The sequence below is a fragment of the Burkholderia cepacia ATCC 25416 genome (assembly GCF_001411495.1).
In the GTDB taxonomy this organism is placed as follows: domain Bacteria; phylum Pseudomonadota; class Gammaproteobacteria; order Burkholderiales; family Burkholderiaceae; genus Burkholderia; species Burkholderia cepacia.
Window position 1 is genome coordinate 2,756,006 of sequence record NZ_CP012981.1, and the last position, 17,358, is coordinate 2,773,363.

Consider the following 17,358-nt stretch of genomic DNA (forward strand, 5'->3'; position numbering starts at 1 on the left):
CCCCGTTGCGGCTTTCCTCCCTGATAGACGAACGGGCCGCGCAAATATTTAGCCGCGCGTTCAAAAAAAGCGTCCGCCCGCACTTTGCGCACAAAACGGTAAAAAATCGGCCGCGCCGTTCGTCACACCAGTGAAGCCGCCCCAAGCGGCCCCGAGACTTGGCCGAAGCGGCCGGACCGAAGGACTTCACGCACATGACGAGTTTCCCGACTGCGCTGCATCACCGAATCCGCGAACTGGCGCGCATCGCGCCCGACGCACCCGCAATCGCGGCACCTTTCCAGAACGGCTTGCGCCTGTCGCGCGGCGCGCTCGACGCGCGGGCGTCGCGGCTGGCCCGGCAACTGCGCGCGGCCGGTGTCGGCGCGGAAGTGCGGGTGGGCGTGTGCGTCGAGCGTTCGTGCGAACTGTTCGTCGCGCTGCTGGCCGTGCTGAAGGCGGGCGGCGTGTTCGTGCCGCTCGACCCGCGCCATCCGGCCGCGCGCCTCGACTGGATCGTCCGGGATGCCCAGCTGCGGCACGGCATCGTCGACGCGGCCGGCCGCGCGGCGCTCGGCGCGCCGTTCGAGCACGCGTTCGACGCGGCAGCCGATGCGGCGGACGGCCAGGAGGTCACCCAGGATGACGAGGCGGCGCCCGTCCACCCGCGTGCGGCCGCCTACATGATCTACACGTCGGGTTCGACCGGCACGCCGAAGGCGGTCGTCGTCGAGCACGGGCCGCTCGCCGCGCACTGCGACGCGCTCGCGGCCGCGCTGCCGATCGAGGCCGGCGACCGCCTGCTGCATTTCGCGTCGGTCAATTTCGACGCCGCGCACGAGTGCTGGCTCGCGCCGCTCGCGACCGGCGCGAGCATCGTCGTCGCACCGCCGCAGCCGTTCGCGCCGGATGCCGCGCATGCGCTGATGGTGAGCGAAGCAGTCAACGTGGCGGCGTTCCCGCCTGCGTACCTGCGCGAATTCGCCGCGGTGGCCGCGCGCGACGGCGTGCCGCCGGCGCTACGCGTGCTCGCGTTCGGCGGCGAAGCGCTGCCGCAGCAGGCATTCGAATTCGTGCGCCGCACCTTCCCGTCGGTACGCCTGATCAACGGTTACGGGCCGACCGAGGCCGTGATTTCGCCGATGCTGTGGCCGGTCGAACCGGGCGAGACGCCCGCGCTGGCCGCCGACGATGCCTATGCGTCGTTGCCGATCGGCCGCGTGATCGGCCCGCGCGTCGCGCGCGTTGACTGTGGCGAGGGCGGCGAGGGCGACGGTGTGGGTGAATTGCTGCTGGGCGGCGTCTGCGTCGCGCGCGGCTATCACGGCCGCCCGGCGCTGACGGCCGAACGTTTCATTCCGGATGCCGACGGCGAACCCGGTGCGCGCGTGTACCGTACCGGCGACCTCGCACGGCTGCGCGACGACGGCGCATTCGACTATCTCGGCCGCCTCGACGACCAGGTCCAGGTACGCGGCGTGCGCGTGGAGCCGGCCGAAATCGCCGCGTGCCTGCGCTCTCATCCGGCCGTGGCCGACGCGGCCGTGGTCGCCGAAACTGGCAACGGGCCGACGCGCCTGATCGCGTGCGTCGCACTGCGCGCGGAGGCCGACGATGCGGCGCTCAAGGCGCACGTGGCCGAGCAACTGCCGGCCGCATGGCAGCCGCACCGGTTCGTGCGTTGCGATGCGCTGCCGTATACGTTGAACGGCAAGATCGACCGTGCCGCGCTGCGCGAGAAGATTGCCGCCGCGCGCGACACGACGCAGGGTGACGGCGACGCACCGCGCACGCCGACCGAACAACAGCTCGCCGGCCTCTGGCAGACGCTGCTCGGCCTCGATGCCGCACCGTCGCGCGACGATCGCTTTTTCGCGCTGGGCGCCGATTCGCTCGCGGCGATGCAGTTGCAGGCCGCGATCCGTGCCGCGGTACGCGTGAACCTGCGGCTCGATACGCTGTTCGCCGATCCGGCGCTCGCCGAACTGGCCGAAGCGGTCGATCGTGCGGAACGCGAAACCGGCGAACCGCTGGCCACGATCGCCGCGCGCCGTTTGACGACGGATGCGGCCGATGCCGCCGCGGCATGCGCGCCGTACGTCGATCGCGCCGCCTCGCTCGCGCAGCAACGTTTCTGGGTGCTCGCGCAAACGCGTGACGCGAGCGCCGCATATCACATCGCCGCGCACTGGACGATCGACGGCACGCTCGATCGCGACGCGCTGCAACGCGCGCTCGATCACGTGATCGGCCGGCACGAGGCATGGCGCACGACGCTCGTCGACAACGACGACGGCGTGGTGATGCAGCGGATTCATGCGCACCTGCCGGTGTCGATCGCCGACGTCGACCTGCGCGACCAGCCGCCCGCCGCCCGCGACGCGCAAGCCGCGCGTCTTGCCGAGCGCGAGGCGGCCGAACCGTTCGACCTCGCGCGCGGCCCGCTGCTGCGCGCGACGCTGGTCGCGCTCGCGGGCGACCGTCACCGCCTGCTGCTGACCGCCCATCACGCCATCACCGACGGCTGGAGCTCGCGCTGCGCGTTCGACGAACTGTCGGCCGCCTATCGCGCGTATGCGGAAGGCCGCGCGCCGTCGCTGCCCGATCTGCCGATCCAGTACGCCGACTATGCGGACTGGCAACGCGACATGCTGGCCGGCGGCGAGGGTGAACGCCAGCTCGATTACTGGCGCGACGCATTGCGCGACGTGCCGGGCCCGCTCGCGCTGCCGGTCGACCGCCAGCCGGGCGCGGCGCGCACGCTGCAAGGCGCGCGCGTGTCGGTGCGGTTGCCCGACGCGGTCGCGGCCGACGTGCGGCAACTCGCGCGCGACGCGCAGGCGACCGTCTTCACGGTGCTGCTGGCCGCGCTCGACGCATGGCTGTCGCGCCTGACCGGCGCAACGGATGTCGTGGTCGCGGTACCGGTCGCGCATCGTCAGCGCCCCGAAACGCGCGCGCTGCTGGGCCTGTTCCTGAATACGGTCGCGCTGCGCGTGCGGGTGGCGCCGACGCTGCCGTTCCGCGCGCTCGTCGACGCGGCGCGCACGGCGGCGCTCGACGCGGTCGCCCACCAGGACGTGCCGTTCGAGCGTGTCGTCGATGCGGTGAAGCCGCCGGTCAAGCGCGGCGACGAATGGCTGCGCGTGAAATTCGCGCAGCAGTTCGACGCGCGGCACGACAGCGTGCTGCCGGGCGCGACGGCCGTTGCGACGCCGGGCCCCGATCTCGCCGCACGCTTCGACTACGCGGTGGATTTCACCGACGATGCGAACGGCATCGAACTGGTCGCGGCCTATGCGACCGACTGCATCGATGCGGACACCGCGCGCGCGTGGCTCCACAGCTACGCGGCGCTCGTCGGTGCCGCCGCGCGCGATCCGCACCAGACGACGGCCGTCCTGCCGTGCGACGCGTCGGCCGCTGCGCGCCAGCCGCGCGACGGCCGTGCGCTGCGCGTCGAACATGCCGACATCGTCGCCGCGTTCGCGCGGCAGGCGGCCGCGTATCCGCATCGCGTCGCGCTTGCCGATGCGTCGGCGTCGCTGACGTTCGGCGAACTCGACGACGCATCGAACCGCCTCGCACGCGCGCTGTCCGGGCGAGGCGTGGGCGCCGAAGCGCCGGTGATCGTCTGCATCGAACGCTCCGCGCGCTTCGTCGTCGGCCTGCTCGGCGTGCTGAAGGCCGGCGCGCTCGCCGTGCTGCTCGATCCCGCGCAGCCGGCCGCCCGGCTGGCCGCGGCGGCAGCCGACTGCGGCGCGCACTGGGCGCTCGTCGCGGATACCGCGGCGTGGCCGGCCGGCATCGACGCGCAGCCGCTCGACGTCGACACGCTCGCGCAGGACGCAACGCTCGCGGCCGGCGTGCGCGTCGCGCCGCACCCGGAACAGGGCGCTTACCTGATCTATACGTCGGGCTCGACCGGCACGCCGAAGGGCGTCGTCGTGTCGCACGGCGCGCTGGCCGACTACGTGCAGGGGATGCTCGACGAACTCGCGTTCGCGCCGGACGCATCGTTCGCGATGGTATCGACCGTCGCGGCCGACCTCGGTCACACGACGCTGTTCGGCGCGCTGTGCGCGGGCCGCACGCTGCACCTGCTGCCGGCCGCGTGCGCGTTCGATCCGGACCTGTTCGCCGACGAGATGCGCCGCCGTGACGTCGGCGTGCTGAAGATCGTGCCGAGCCACCTGCAGGCGCTGCTCGACGCGCGCGTGCCGGCCGACGTGCTGCCGCGCCATGCGCTCGTGACCGGCGGCGAAACGCTGACGTGGGCGCTCGTCGCGCGCCTGGCCGCGCTTGCGCCGGCCTGTCGCGTGATCAACCACTACGGGCCGACCGAGGCGACGGTCGGTGCGATCGCGTGCGATACGGCGTCGATCCCCGCCGATGCGCGCGATCCCGCGAGCGGCGTGCCGCTCGGCCTGCCGTTGCCCAATGCGCGCGCGCTGGTGCTCGACGCGTTCGGCGCGTGCGTGCCGGCCGGCGCGACGGGCGAGCTGTATCTGGGCGGGCCGGGCGTCGCGCGCGGCTACCTGGGGCGCCCGGCGCAGACCGCCGAGCGCTTCGTGCCCGATCCGTTTACGCCCGGTGCGCGGCTGTATCGCACGGGCGACCGCGTCCGGTTGCGCGCCGACGGCCGTCTCGCGTTCCTCGGCCGCATCGACGACCAGGTGAAGATTCGGGGCTACCGTGTCGAACCGGGCGAGGTGAGTGCGGCCGTGCGTGCGGCCGGGCCGGTCGCGCAGGCCGAAACGCTCGCGATCGAACACGATGGCCGCCTGCGGCTCGCGACGTTCGTCGTGATGCGCGACGGCGCGACCTTCGACGAGGCCGCCGTGCGCGCGGCGCTTGCCGCGAAGCTGCCCGACTACATGGTGCCCGCGCAGTTCGTCGCGCTCGCACGCCTTCCCGTGACCGCGAACGGCAAGATCGATCGTGCCGCGTTGCGTGAACAGGCGGCCGCGCCGGTCGCGACGGCGTCCGGGAATGCGCCGCAGGGCGCGGTCGAAACGGTGCTCGCCGAAGTCTGGCAGGCCGTGCTGAAGGCGCCGCAGGTCGGCCGCGACGACAACTTCTTCGAACTCGGCGGCGATTCGATCCTCGTGCTGCAGGTGATCGCCCGTGCGCGCAAGCGCGGCGTGCGCTTCACGCCGAAGCAGCTGTTCGACGGCCCGACGGTCGCCGAACTCGCACGCATCGCGAAGACGGAGGACGTGGCTGCCGCCGCCGCCGTCGCGCAGCCTGCTGCCGGATCTGCTGCCGGCGCACCGGTGACAGCACAGGTCCTGACGCCCGCGCAGCAGCGCTTCTTCGCGCTCGACATCCCGCGCCCGGGCCACTGGAACCAGTCGGTTGCATTCGACGTGCGCGGGCCGTTCGACGCCGACGCGTTTGCGCGCGCCTTCGACGCATTGCTGACGCATCACGACGCATTCCGCCAACGCTTCGCGCGCGGCGCGGACGGCACGTGGCGCGCCGGCGATGCCGCGAAACCGTACGACGCGCTGCCGTTCGTCGAAGTCGCCGCACACGACGAAGCCGACGCGCTCGCGCGCTTCGACGCGTTGCAGCGCCGCCTCGACCTCGGTCGCGGGCCGCTGGCCTGCGCATGCGCGGCTCGCTTGCCGGACGGCTCGACGCAGCTCTATCTGGCGATTCACCATGCGATCGTCGACGGCGTGTCGTGGCGCATCCTGCTCGACGACCTGGACTCGGCCTACCGCGCGGCATGCGAGCGCACGCCCATCCGGCTGTCGCAGCCGGGCCTGCGCGCGGATGCCTGGGCGTCGCGGCTGGCCCGTGCGGCGACGGAACCGGCATCGCCGTTCGCGGCCGAGGCGACGTACTGGGCCGGCATGGCGCAGGGTGACGACGTCGTGCCCGACCATCCCGACACGACGGCGACGAACGCCGATGCAGCCGTCGTCGTGCAGACGATCGACGCGGCATTGACCCGCGCGGCGCTGACCGATGCGCATGCCGCCTATCGCACGCAGACGATCGAATTGCTCGGTGCCGCGCTCGCACTGGCGCTGGCCGGCGCGAGCGGCGCCGCCTCGTGCCGTATCGAACTGGAAGGGCATGGCCGCGAGGCGCTGTTCGACGATGCCGATGCGAGCCGCACGATCGGCTGGCTGACGAGCCATTACCCGGTGACGCTGCCGGTCGCGGCCACCGCGCGCGACACGCTGTGCGCGGTCAAGGACACGTTGCGCGCCGTGCCGCACAAGGGGCTCGGCTTCGGCGTGCTCGCGCACTACGGCGATGCGGCGACGCGCGCGGTGCTCGCCGCCGTGCCGCGTCCGCGCGTCACGTTCAACTATCTCGGCCAGTTCGACGCACCGCGCGACGCCACGCTTGTGCCGCGCTTCGGCGGCACCGGCGTCGAGCGCGATCCGCAAGGTCCGCTCGGCAATGCGCTCGCGATCCACGCGTACCTCGATACGGATCGCGACGGCGCACGCACGCTGAAAGTGCACTGGGTCTACGGTGCACCGCAATTCGAGCGCACGACGATCGACGCATGTGCCGAACGCTTCGCGGCGGCGCTGCGCGAGCTCGTCGATGCGTGTGCGTCACGCGTCGCGCATCGCGGCGCCGGCGCGACGCCGGGCGATTTCCCGCTCGCGCAGGCCGCCGGTCTCACGCAGGCCGCGATCGAACGCACGCCGCTCGACTGGCGCACGATCGACGACGTCTATCCGCTGTCGCCGATGCAGCAGGGCATCCTGTTCCATGCGCTGTTCGCACCCGGTCACGCCAGCTACGTGAACCAGCTCGTCGCGACCGCGGCCGCGCTCGATGCCGACCGGCTCGTCGCCGCGTTCGAAGCGTCCATCGCGCGCCACGACATCCTGCGCACGAGCGTGATGCCGGACGAAGCCGCGCCGCTGCAGTGCGTGCATCGCCACGCCCGGATGCCGGTCGAACAGCTCGACTGGCGCACGCGCGGCGACACGCTCGACGCCGATTTCGACGCATGGCTCGCGGCCGATCGCGCACGCGGCTTCGACTGGCGCGAGCCGCCGTTGATGCGCGTCACGCTGATCCGGGTGACCGACGACGCATGGCGCATCGTGTGGACGCGTCACCATGTGCTGCTCGACGGCTGGAGCACCGCGCGCCTGCTGGCGGACGTGCTGCGCGACTATCGCGACCCGGACGCCGTATCGCCGTTCGCGAGCCGCCCGGTACTCCGGTATCGCGATTTCATCGCCTGGCTCGGCACGCGCGACCGCGACGCCGACGAACGCTTCTGGACCGAACGCCTCGCACGGCTCGACGCCCCGACGCTGATCGCGGACCGCACGGCCGACCGTGCGGATGCCGACATGGTCACGTGGCGCGCGACGCTCGATGCCGACGCGATGACGCGTGTCGCGCAGACGGCACGGGCGCTGAAGCTGACCGTCAACACGCTGGTGCAGGGCGCATGGGCGCTCGCGCTGCAACGGATGACGCACCAGCCGGCCGTCGCGTTCGGCGCGACCGTCGCGGGCCGTCCCGACGCACTCGCGGACGTCGATTCGGTGCTCGGCCTCTTCATCAACACGGTGCCGGTGATCACCGCACCGGCGCCGCAGCAACGCGCGGCCGACTGGCTGCAGGCCCTGCAACGCGACAACGCGGCGGCCGCCGAGCACGCGCATACGCCGCTTGCCGACATCCAGCGCTGGGCGCGCGGCGCGGGCGGGGCACTGTTCGACACGCTGGTCGTGTTCGAGAACTACCCGGTCGACGACACGGCGCGCGACGCCGATCCGCGCGCGCTGGTTTTGAGCGGCGTGCGCAGCATCGAAGCCACCGATTTCGCGCTGACGCTCGTGATCGAGAGCGGCGCCGAGCTGACGATCGACTACGGCTACGACACCGCGCGCGTCGATGCGCGGCAGGTCGAAACCTGGCACCGCGCGTTCGCCTGCGCACTCGATGCGCTGGCCCGCACGCCGGATGCGCTGCTCGGCACACTGTCGATCGCCGACGACGCCACCCGCGACGCACTGGCGCGGGCGCAGGACACCGCGCACACATGGCCGGCTTCGCAACGGCAGCCGCTGCACCTGCAATTCGCCGATGCGGCGCGGGCGACGCCCGACGCGATCGCGCTCGAATACGCGGACGTTCACGGCGGCGTGCATCGCGCGACCTATCGCGAGCTCGACGTCGGTACGTCGCGCATCGCCGCCGCGCTGCGCCGACGCGGCGTGCGGCCCGATACGCCGGTCGCGCTGTGCGTCGAGCGTTCGTTCGACATGGTGATGGCGCTGGTCGGCGTGCTGAAGGCCGGCGCGGCCTACCTGCCGGTCGATCCCGACTATCCGGCCGAACGCATCGCGTATCTGCTGCGCGACGCGCGGCCGGCCGTCGCGATCACCCAGGCCCATCTGCGCGAGCAGGTCGAGGCGGCGCTGGGCGACGGTGCAACGACGCAACTGCTGACGGTCGCGGACCTGCTGGCCGATGAAACCGTCGACGAAACGGTCGACGACAACGCCGGCGTGACCGCCGAAGTCGACGACGCACAGCTTGCCTACCTGATCTACACGTCCGGCTCGACCGGCAAGCCGAAGGGCGCCGGCAACACGCACGGCGCGCTCGCGAACCGGATCGCGTGGATGCAGCACGCGTACCGGCTGACGCACGACGACGTCGTGCTGCACAAGACGCCGTTCGGCTTCGACGTGTCGGTGTGGGAATTCGTGTGGCCGCTGGCGATCGGCGCGAAGCTCGCGATCGCCGCGCCCGGCGACCATCGCGATCCGGCGCGTCTCGCGGCCGCGATCCATGCGCACGGCGTGACGGTGCTGCACTTCGTGCCGTCGATGCTCGCCGCGTTCGCCGCGCATCTCGACGATTTCGCGGCCGCCGCGCAATGCGACAGCGTGCGCCTGATCGTCGCGAGCGGCGAGGCGCTCGCGCCCGAACTCGTCGAGAAAATGGCGCGGCTGCTGCCGCACGCGACGCTCGTCAACCTGTACGGGCCGACCGAGGCCGCGATCGACGTGTCGCACTGGACGTGCGGCCCCGACGACGCGCAGGCGGTCGCGGTGCCGATCGGCCATCCGATCGCGAACCTGCAATTGCACGTGCTCGATGCCGCATGGCAGCCGGTGCCGGCCGGCGCGACCGGCGAACTGTATCTCGCGGGCGCGGGCCTCGCGCGCGGCTATCTCGGCCGTCCGGCGCTGACCGCCGAGCGCTTCGTGCCCGATCCGTTCGTCCCGGGCGCGCGCATGTACCGCACGGGCGACCTCGCGCGACGGCGTGCGGACGGTGCGCTCGACTACCTCGGCCGCGTCGATACGCAGGTCAAGCTGCGCGGCCAGCGGATCGAGCCGGGCGAGATCGAGGCGCTGCTGCGCGCGGCGCCCGGCGTGAACGATGCGGTCGTGATCGTGCGCGACGAGCAACTGGTCGGTTATGTCGCACGCGGCGATGCGGCCCCGCTTGACCGGGCGGCGCTGCTCGACTCGCTGCGTGCGCAACTGCCGGCCTACATGGTGCCGTCGCAGCTGGTCGAACTCGACGCGTTGCCCGTCACGCCGAACGGCAAGTGCGACCGCCATGCGCTGCCCGCGCCGGTACGCGAGACGGCAGCCGAAGCGGCACTCGCGACCGACACGGAACGCACGCTCGCCGGGATCTGGCAACGCGTGCTGCACGTGGACGCGATCGGCCGCGACGGCGACTTCTTCCTGCTCGGCGGCCATTCGCTGCTCGCGACGCAGGCCCATGCGCAGGCGAACCTGCACTGGGGGCTCGCGTTGCCGCTGCGCACGCTGTTCGACACGCGCACGCTGGCGCGTTGCGCGGAAGCGATCGATGCGGCCTGCGCGGCACGCGGCGCGACCGATGCGGCGAGCGCGATCGACGCGCTGCTCGGCGAACTGGAAACCCAATAAGGACGACGGATGACGAAGGTTCAACCCGACTGGCTGGCGCTCGCGACGCGTTTCGCGCAACTGCCCGACGCGCAGCGCGCGGTGTTCATCGACAAGCTCGGCGCGGCCGGCATCGATTTTCGCGTGCTGCCGATCCCGCCGCGCACGCCGCGCAGCGACCGCGTGCCGGCGTCGTTCGCACAGACGCGGCTGTGGCTGCATGCGCGGCTGATCGATGCGCCGGACGCGTACCACATCACCGAGCGCCTGGCGCTGACGGGCCCGCTCGACGCGCACGCGTTGCGCCTGGCATGCGACGCGCTGATCGCGCGCCACGAGGCGCTGCGCACGACCTTCGACGAAGCGCCGGACGGCGTCGCGCAAACGATCCACGCGCCGATGCGCTGCCCGTGGCGCGAAACCGGTCTCGAAGCGCTGCCGGACGCGCAGCGCATGGCGCGCGCGCAAGCCGTCGCGACGGCCGAGGAAGCCGAACCGTTCGATCTCGGCGTGGCGCCGCTCGTGCGCGCCCACCTGGTGCGCTTCGACGCGACGCATCACTGGCTCGCGCTGACCGTGCACCACATCGTGTCGGACGGCTGGTCGTCGGGCGTGATGCTCGAGGAACTCGCGGCGTTCTATCGCACGTATGCGTCCGACCGGCCGGTACCGCTCGCGCCGCTGCCGATCCAGTACGCCGACTACGCGCTGTGGCAGCGCCGCTGGCTCGACGCCGGCGAGCGCGAACGCCAGCTCGCGTTCTGGCGCGAACGGCTCGATCCGCAGCGCGGCGTGCTGACGCTGCCGGGCGCGGCCGCACGACCCGCGCGCCGCAGTGCGCGCGGCGCCCGCCATGGGTTTTCGCTCGACGCGCGCATCGGTGCGCAACTGCGCGCATTCGCGGCCGCGTCGGGCGCCACGCCGTTCGCGGTGCTGCTCGCCGCGCTCGATGCGCTGCTCGCGCGCGCGACGGGCGATGCGCGGATCTGCGTCGGCGTGCCGGCCGCGAACCGCGAACGCGCGGAAGTCGCCGGCCTGATCGGCTTCTTCGTCAACACGCTGGCGATCGACGTCGACGTGCCCGCGCACGGCGATTTCTCGTCGCTGGTCGCGCGCACGCAGCGTGCGCTCGTCGACGCGCAGATGCATCAGGACGTGCCGTTCGAGCAGGTGGTCGACGCGCTCGGCGTGCCGCGCAGCGCGAGTCACCATCCGCTGTTCCAGGTGATGGCCGCATACGGCGAGCGTCGTGCGTTGCCGGCGCTCGGCGCGGCGTCGGCCGCGTTGCTGCCGTCCGGTACGCCTTCCGCGAAATTCGACCTGACGCTGTCGGTCGAAGCGACGCCGGACGGCACCTTCGACGCCGCGTTCATCTACGCGCTCGACCTGTTCGATGCGGATGCGATCGAACGGCTGGCCGCGCGCTTCGTCACGCTGCTTGCCGATGCGCTCGCGCGCCCCGACATGCCGGTCGGCGATCTCGACTGGCTGCCCGCCGCCGAGCGCGCGCAGCTCCTTGCATGGAACGCGCCGGCCGGCGCGACCGATGCCGAGCCGTTCGTGCCCGTGCATGCACGCATCGCCGCGCATGCGCAGGCACGGCCCGACGCGCGCGGCGTCGCCGATATCGATCGTGCGTTCACGCGCGGCGAAGTCGATGCGCGCGCGGCCCGCCTGGCGCGCCATCTGGTGGCGGCCGGCGTACGGCCGGAAATGCGGGTCGGCGTCGCGCTGCAGCGCTCGGTGGACCTGCTCGTCGCGCTGATCGCGGTATTGAAGTCGGGCGCCGCGTTCGTGCCGCTCGATCCGGCTCATCCGCGCGAACGGCTCGCGCAGATCGTCGGCGACGCGAACATCGCGCACGTGCTGACCGACGGCGCGAGCGCCGCGTCGTTGCCCGAGCTGCCGGCGCTGCGCGTGTGGCGCGCCGATGAAGTTGCTGCACTCGACGAAGCGGCGCACGTCGTGCTGCCGGACGTGCTGCCGGGGCATGCGGCTTATGCGATCTACACGTCGGGCTCGACCGGCAAGCCGAAGGGCGTGATCGTCGACCATGCATCGTTCGCGCTGCATTGCGCGGCGATCGCCGAACGCTACGGCGCGGGCGAGCAGGACGTGTTCCTGCTGTTCCAGTCGGTCAACTTCGACGGCGCGCATGAAGGCTGGTTCTCGCAGTACATGTCGGGCGCCGCCGTGTCGGTGACGGCCGACGTGCTGTGGCCGCCCGCGCAGACCTGCGCGATGATGGTCCGCGACGGCGTGACGATGACCTACGTGCCGCCCGGCTGCGCCGCCCAACTCGCCGAATGGGCGCTCGCGCACGGCGCGCCGCCGACACTGCGGTCGCTGACCGTCGGCGGCGAAGCGACGTCGCGCGAGGCATTCGCGATGCTGCGCCGCGCGCTGCCGAACGTGCGCGTGGTCAACGGCTACGGGCCGACCGAGACGGTCATCACGCCGACGCTGTGGATGTTCCGGCCCGGCGACGATCTCGCGAAGCTCGGCGACGCCGCGTACCTGCCGATCGGTACGCTGGTCGGCGCACGCACCGCGCACGTGCTCGACGAGCGGCTGCATCCGCTGCCGGTCGGCGTGATCGGCGAACTGTACCTGGGCGGCGAGGGGATCGGCGTCGCGCGCGGCTATCTCGACCGCCCGGCGCTGACGGCCGAGCGTTTCGTGCCCGATCCGTACGGCGCGCCGGGCGCGCGGCTGTACCGCACGGGCGACCTCGTGCGGCGCCGCGCGGACGGCGTGTTCGACTTCATCGGCCGCGTCGACCACCAGGTGAAGCTGCGCGGGCTGCGCATCGAACTCGGCGAGATCGAGGCACAGCTTGCCGCGCACGACGCGGTGCGTGAAGCATGCGCGGTCGTGCACGGGCAGGGCGCACTCGCGCAGCTCGTCGCGTACGTCGAGCTGACCGCCGACGCACGGGCGGCCGCGCAGCCGGTTGAAGCCGCGACGCTCGACGCACACCTGCGCCGCACGCTGCCCGATTACATGGTGCCCGCGCAGCTGATCGTGCTGGACGCGCTGCCGCGCAACGCGAACAGCAAGGTCGACCGCGCACGGCTGCCGGCGCCCGTGCGCGTCGAACGCGCGTACGAAGCGCCGCAGGACGGCGACGAAGCCGCGCTCGCGGCGATCTGGTGCGACGTGCTCAATCTCGAGCGTGTGGGCCGGGGCGATCACTTCTTCGATCTCGGCGGCCATTCGCTCGCCGCCGTGCGCGTCGCGACGCGCGTGGCCGAACGGCTCGGCCGCGACGTGCCGGTGCGCGCGCTGTTCGAAGCGCCGGTGCTCGCGCAGTACGCGCGTCAGGTGGCCGATGCCCCGCGCGCCGCGCATGCCGGTGCCGCGGCGCCGGGTGTTGCGGTGGCGAAACCGGACGCCCACGGCGTATGGCCGCTGTCGCCGGCGCAGCTCGGCCTGTGGTTCCTGTGGCGCGCGCAGCCGGACAGCGCCGCGTACAACATTCCGGTCGCGCTGCGGGTGCGCGGCCCGCTCGACGTCGATGCGCTGCGTGCGGCCTTCTCGGACGTCGTGGCCGTGCATCCGGCGCTGCGCGCGCGGCTCGTGGCGCGTGACGGCGCGCTGCCGGGCCAGCGGATCGACGCAGGCGTTTCCGTCGAACTGCCGGTGATCGACCTGTCGGCGCAAGCCGATGTGCTTGCCCGCGCGGCGGCACTGACCGACGAGGATGCGCTCGCGCCGTTCGACCTCGCGGCCGATGCGCCGCTGTGGCGCGCGCGGGTGCTGCGGCTCGGCGCGGACGATCACGTGCTGTCGCTGACGATTCATCACATCGTGTCGGATGGCGAATCGATCGAGCTGTGGCTCGATGCGGTTCGCGCGCGCTATGTCGCCCGCATGCAGGGCGGTGCTGTGGCAGCCGGAGAGATCGCCCAGCCGGTCGCCCGGCCGCTCGTGCTGCCCGCGCCGTGCCATCCGGCCCGCGTCGCTTACTGGCGCGATGCGCTGACGGACCTGCCGGTGCGCCTGCTGCCGCAGCGCGCCAACGCGCCGGCCGTGCCGCAATGGCGCGCGGCGCGCATCGCGTTCGAATTCGACGGCGCGCTGATCCGCGCCGCACGCGATACGGCGTCGGCCGCGCACGCGACGCTGCCGATGCTGCTGCACGCGGCGCTCAACACCGCCTTGTTCCGCGCGACGGGTGCGGCCGACCAGCCGGTCGGCGTGCTCGCGTCGACGCGCGAGCTGACGGGCGACGCGGCCCGCGAGGCGCTCGGCCTCTTCATCAATTCGGTCGTCGTGCGCACGCGGATCGACCCGGCCGCGCGTCGCGCGGACGTGCTGGCACAGGTGCGCGACACGGCGCTCGCGGCCTATGCGCACGCCGACGTGCCGTTCGCGGACGTCGTCGCGGCGCTGCGCGCGCCGCGTGCCGCGCAGGCCAATCCGCTGTTCCAGGTGATGTTCAACTACCTGCGCCCGACCGGTGCCGCCGCGCGCGACTGGGCCGGCCTGTCGCTGGCCGGGTTCGACGAGGTACGCCATCGCGTCGTGTTCACGCTGGAGCTGGACGTCGTCGAGCATCCGGACGGGCGCGTGAGCGCCGCGTTCTCGTATGCGGACGAACTGCTCGACCGCAGCTTCGTCGATGCGCTCGTCGACGTTTACCACGACGAAGTCGCGCGCTTCGCCGGCGCGTCGGAAGCCGCGCTCGGCGCGCCCGACACGCATGCCGCTGCGCAAGCATCGCCGCGCGCGCCCGCGGCAGGCGACGCACGCGCCGCAACGTCGTCACGCGCACCGCATGCGGCTGCCGCGCTCGCGGCGCTGTGGTCCGACACGTTCGCGACGGCCGCGCCCGAGCCCGATGCCGACCTGTTCGAAGCGGGCGCGACGTCGTTCGACGTCGTGCGCTTCGTCGACGCGGCCAGCCGGGCCGGTCACGCGCTGACGGTCGCCGACCTGTTCGCGTCGCCGACCTTCGCAGCACTCGGCGCGCGGCTCGAGGCATGCACGGAAACGGGACAGGAGGAACGCCATGCTGGCTGAAGTGCGTCCGGACGGATTCACGATGCTCGATACCTACCGCCTCGCGTTCGCGGACGGCCTGTTCGCCGTGCGCGACGGCGCGGAGATCCGCGTCGCGCAGGGCGACGGCATCGGTGCGCAGCTGTTGCGCGCGCAACTCGGCGACGACGGCGCACTGCGCCTCGTCGCATACAACCATCGCGCGTCGCCGACCGACCAGCGGCGTGCGCTGCTGGCCGCATTGGCCGCGGCGTTTTCCGACAGCGCGCGCCACGCGTCGATCCGGCTCGACCCGGCCGCATGGCCGGCGGTCGCGCTCGATGCGCTGCGCGCGAGCGGCGTGCTCGCCGACGCCGGCCGTTGCATGCGCGAAGGCTGGGCACAGCAGGCCGACCTGTGGCTCGTCGGCCCGCATCTGCCGTGCGCGACGCTGCCGGTGTTCACCGACGGCCGCCGCCACCCGCGCCGGCCGCCGGCGCCGCGCGGCGAAGTGTATGCGCGCGACCTGCCGGCGCTCGGCGTGCGCTTCACGCTGCGCGGCTGGCAGCCGGCCGAGGATGCCCAACGCGTCGCGCGCTGGTTCGACGAGCCGCGCGTGCGCGACGGCTGGCCGGGCGCGCAGCCTGGCGTGGACGGCGGGCAAGGTGCGGCGCCGGATGCCGACCCGCACGTCACGCCGCTCGTCGGCTGCTTCGACGGCGAACCGTTCGCGTATTTCGAGGCGTTCTGGCTGAAGGAAGACGCGCTCGCGCCGCACGTCGCGGCGCGCGACTACGACCGCGGGCTGCGGATGCTGGTCGGCGAATCGCGCTGGCGCGGCCCGCATTGCGTGGCGGGCTGGCTGCCGTCCGTCGTTCATTACCTGTTTCTCGACGACCCGCGTACCGAAGCGGTCGGCTGTGCCGTTCCGGCCGGCCACGCGCGGGTTGCCGACCATCTCGCGCGGCATGGCTTCGCGCGGCAGCGCCGTCTCGCGCTGGCCGACGCGCAGCCGCTGTGGATGCGCACGCTGCGCGAGACGTTCTTCTCCGGCCGTCACGTCTGACGGGCCGGATTCACCGACAAGGGAGCTGAGACATGCAGAGAGAAACCGTATTCGACCTGATCGGCGTCGGCTTCGGGCCGTCGAATCTGGCGCTGGCCGTGCGCCTCGCGGAGCGCGGCGGCGCACGTACGCTCGCCCATTGCTTCGTCGAGCGCCAGCCTGAATTCGGCTGGCATCGCGGGATGCTGCTCGACGACTGCCGGATGCAGATCTCGTTTCTGAAGGATCTCGTCACGATGCGCGATCCGAAAAGCCGCTACACGTTCATCAACTACCTGTTCGAACGCGGCCGGCTGAACGAATTCGTCAACCTGAAGAACTTCTACCCGACCCGCGTCGAATTCCACGACTACCTGAGCTGGGTGGCCGACGCGTTCGACGATCGCGTCCATTACAGCGAGACCGTGCTGGGCATCGAGCCCGTGCGCGGCGACGGCGCGCGGATCGACGCGCTGCGCGTGCTGTCGCGCGACGCCGCCGGCCACGAGCGCCAACGCGTCACGCGCGCGCTGTCGGTCGGCGTCGGCGGGACGCCGGCGATCCCGGACGCGTTCGCCGCGCTCGGCCGCGACCGCGTGATCCACTCGTCGTCCTACCTGACCGACATCGACCGGCTCGTCGCATCGCCGGACGGCGAGCGCCGCCGCGTCGCGGTGATCGGCGCGGGGCAGAGCGCGGCCGAGGTGTTCATCGATCTCGCGCGCCGCTTCCCGCATGTCGACGCGAGCCTCGTGATGCGCGCGGGCGCGCTCAAGCCGGCCGACGACAGCCCGTTCGTCAACGAGATCTTCAGCCCCGAATTCACCGATGTCGTCTATGCGCAGCCGCATGACGCGCGCCGCGCGCTGCTCGAGCGCTATCGCGACACGAACTACGCGGTGGTCGACCGGCCGCTGATCGAACAGATCTACGAAATGCTGTACCTGCAGCGCATCGACGGCACGCCGCGTCATGCGCTGCTCGCGAACAGCGCGATCGAGGGCGCGGCGCGCACCGCCGACGGCCGCATCGAGCTGACGTTGCGCGACCGGATGAGCGGCGCGACGCGCGTCGAGCGCTTCGACGCGCTCGTGCTCGCGACCGGCTACCGCCGCGACACGCATTCGGCGCTGCTCGAAGGGCTCGCGCCGCACCTGGGCGATGCGCTCGAGCGTGGCGACGTGACGCGCGACTACCTGCTCGCGACGCCCGCGCACTTCGCGCCGCGCATCTACCTGCAAGGCTGCTGCGAAGACAGCCATGGATTGTCCGACACGTTGCTGTCGGTACTGGCACGCCGCGCGGACGAAATCTGCGCGTCGCTCGAAGACGGGATCGCGCCCGCCCATGACGAAGGCGCGGCCAAGGCAAGACAAGAAAACGGGGTGAGCGCGGGCCGGATGGCTTTCGCTCTTTGACAAAGGCGCGGTCGGAGACCGCATGAAAAAAGTGGAGCAGAGAAAG

General features: G+C 72.3%; 4 protein-coding genes. All 4 read left to right on the forward strand.

Annotated features, from left to right (window positions below):
- Positions 1 to 194: 194 nt before the first annotated feature.
- From APZ15_RS12770 to APZ15_RS12785, 4 genes are read left to right on the forward strand one after another with little or no spacing between them, the layout of a single operon-like run.
- Complete coding sequence (locus APZ15_RS12770) at positions 195 to 9,887, forward strand: non-ribosomal peptide synthetase (RefSeq protein WP_027787443.1); 9,693 nt, start codon at positions 195 to 197, stop codon at positions 9,885 to 9,887.
- A 9-nt stretch (positions 9,888 to 9,896) separates the two neighbouring features.
- A complete protein-coding gene (locus APZ15_RS12775; RefSeq protein WP_027787442.1) occupies positions 9,897 to 14,891 on the forward strand; it encodes a non-ribosomal peptide synthetase in 4,995 nt (1,664 codons plus the stop codon).
- Entirely contained in the window at positions 14,881 to 15,915 is a 1,035-nt protein-coding gene (locus tag APZ15_RS12780; protein WP_027787441.1) for a GNAT family N-acetyltransferase, read from the forward strand. Before APZ15_RS12775 ends, APZ15_RS12780 begins: the two co-directional genes overlap by 11 nt.
- 32 nt (positions 15,916 to 15,947) lie before the next feature.
- Complete coding sequence (locus APZ15_RS12785; RefSeq protein WP_027787440.1) at positions 15,948 to 17,312, forward strand: lysine N(6)-hydroxylase/L-ornithine N(5)-oxygenase family protein; 1,365 nt, start codon at positions 15,948 to 15,950, stop codon at positions 17,310 to 17,312.
- Positions 17,313 to 17,358 lie beyond the last annotated feature (46 nt).

Coding starts and splice junctions, on each gene's coding strand:
- APZ15_RS12785 (WP_027787440.1), top strand. CDS start 15,948: ATGCAGAGAGAAACCGTATTCGACCTGATCGGCGTCGGCTTCGGGCCG.
- APZ15_RS12770 (WP_027787443.1), top strand. CDS start 195: ATGACGAGTTTCCCGACTGCGCTGCATCACCGAATCCGCGAACTGGCG.
- APZ15_RS12780 (WP_027787441.1), top strand. CDS start 14,881: ATGCTGGCTGAAGTGCGTCCGGACGGATTCACGATGCTCGATACCTAC.
- APZ15_RS12775 (WP_027787442.1), top strand. CDS start 9,897: ATGACGAAGGTTCAACCCGACTGGCTGGCGCTCGCGACGCGTTTCGCG.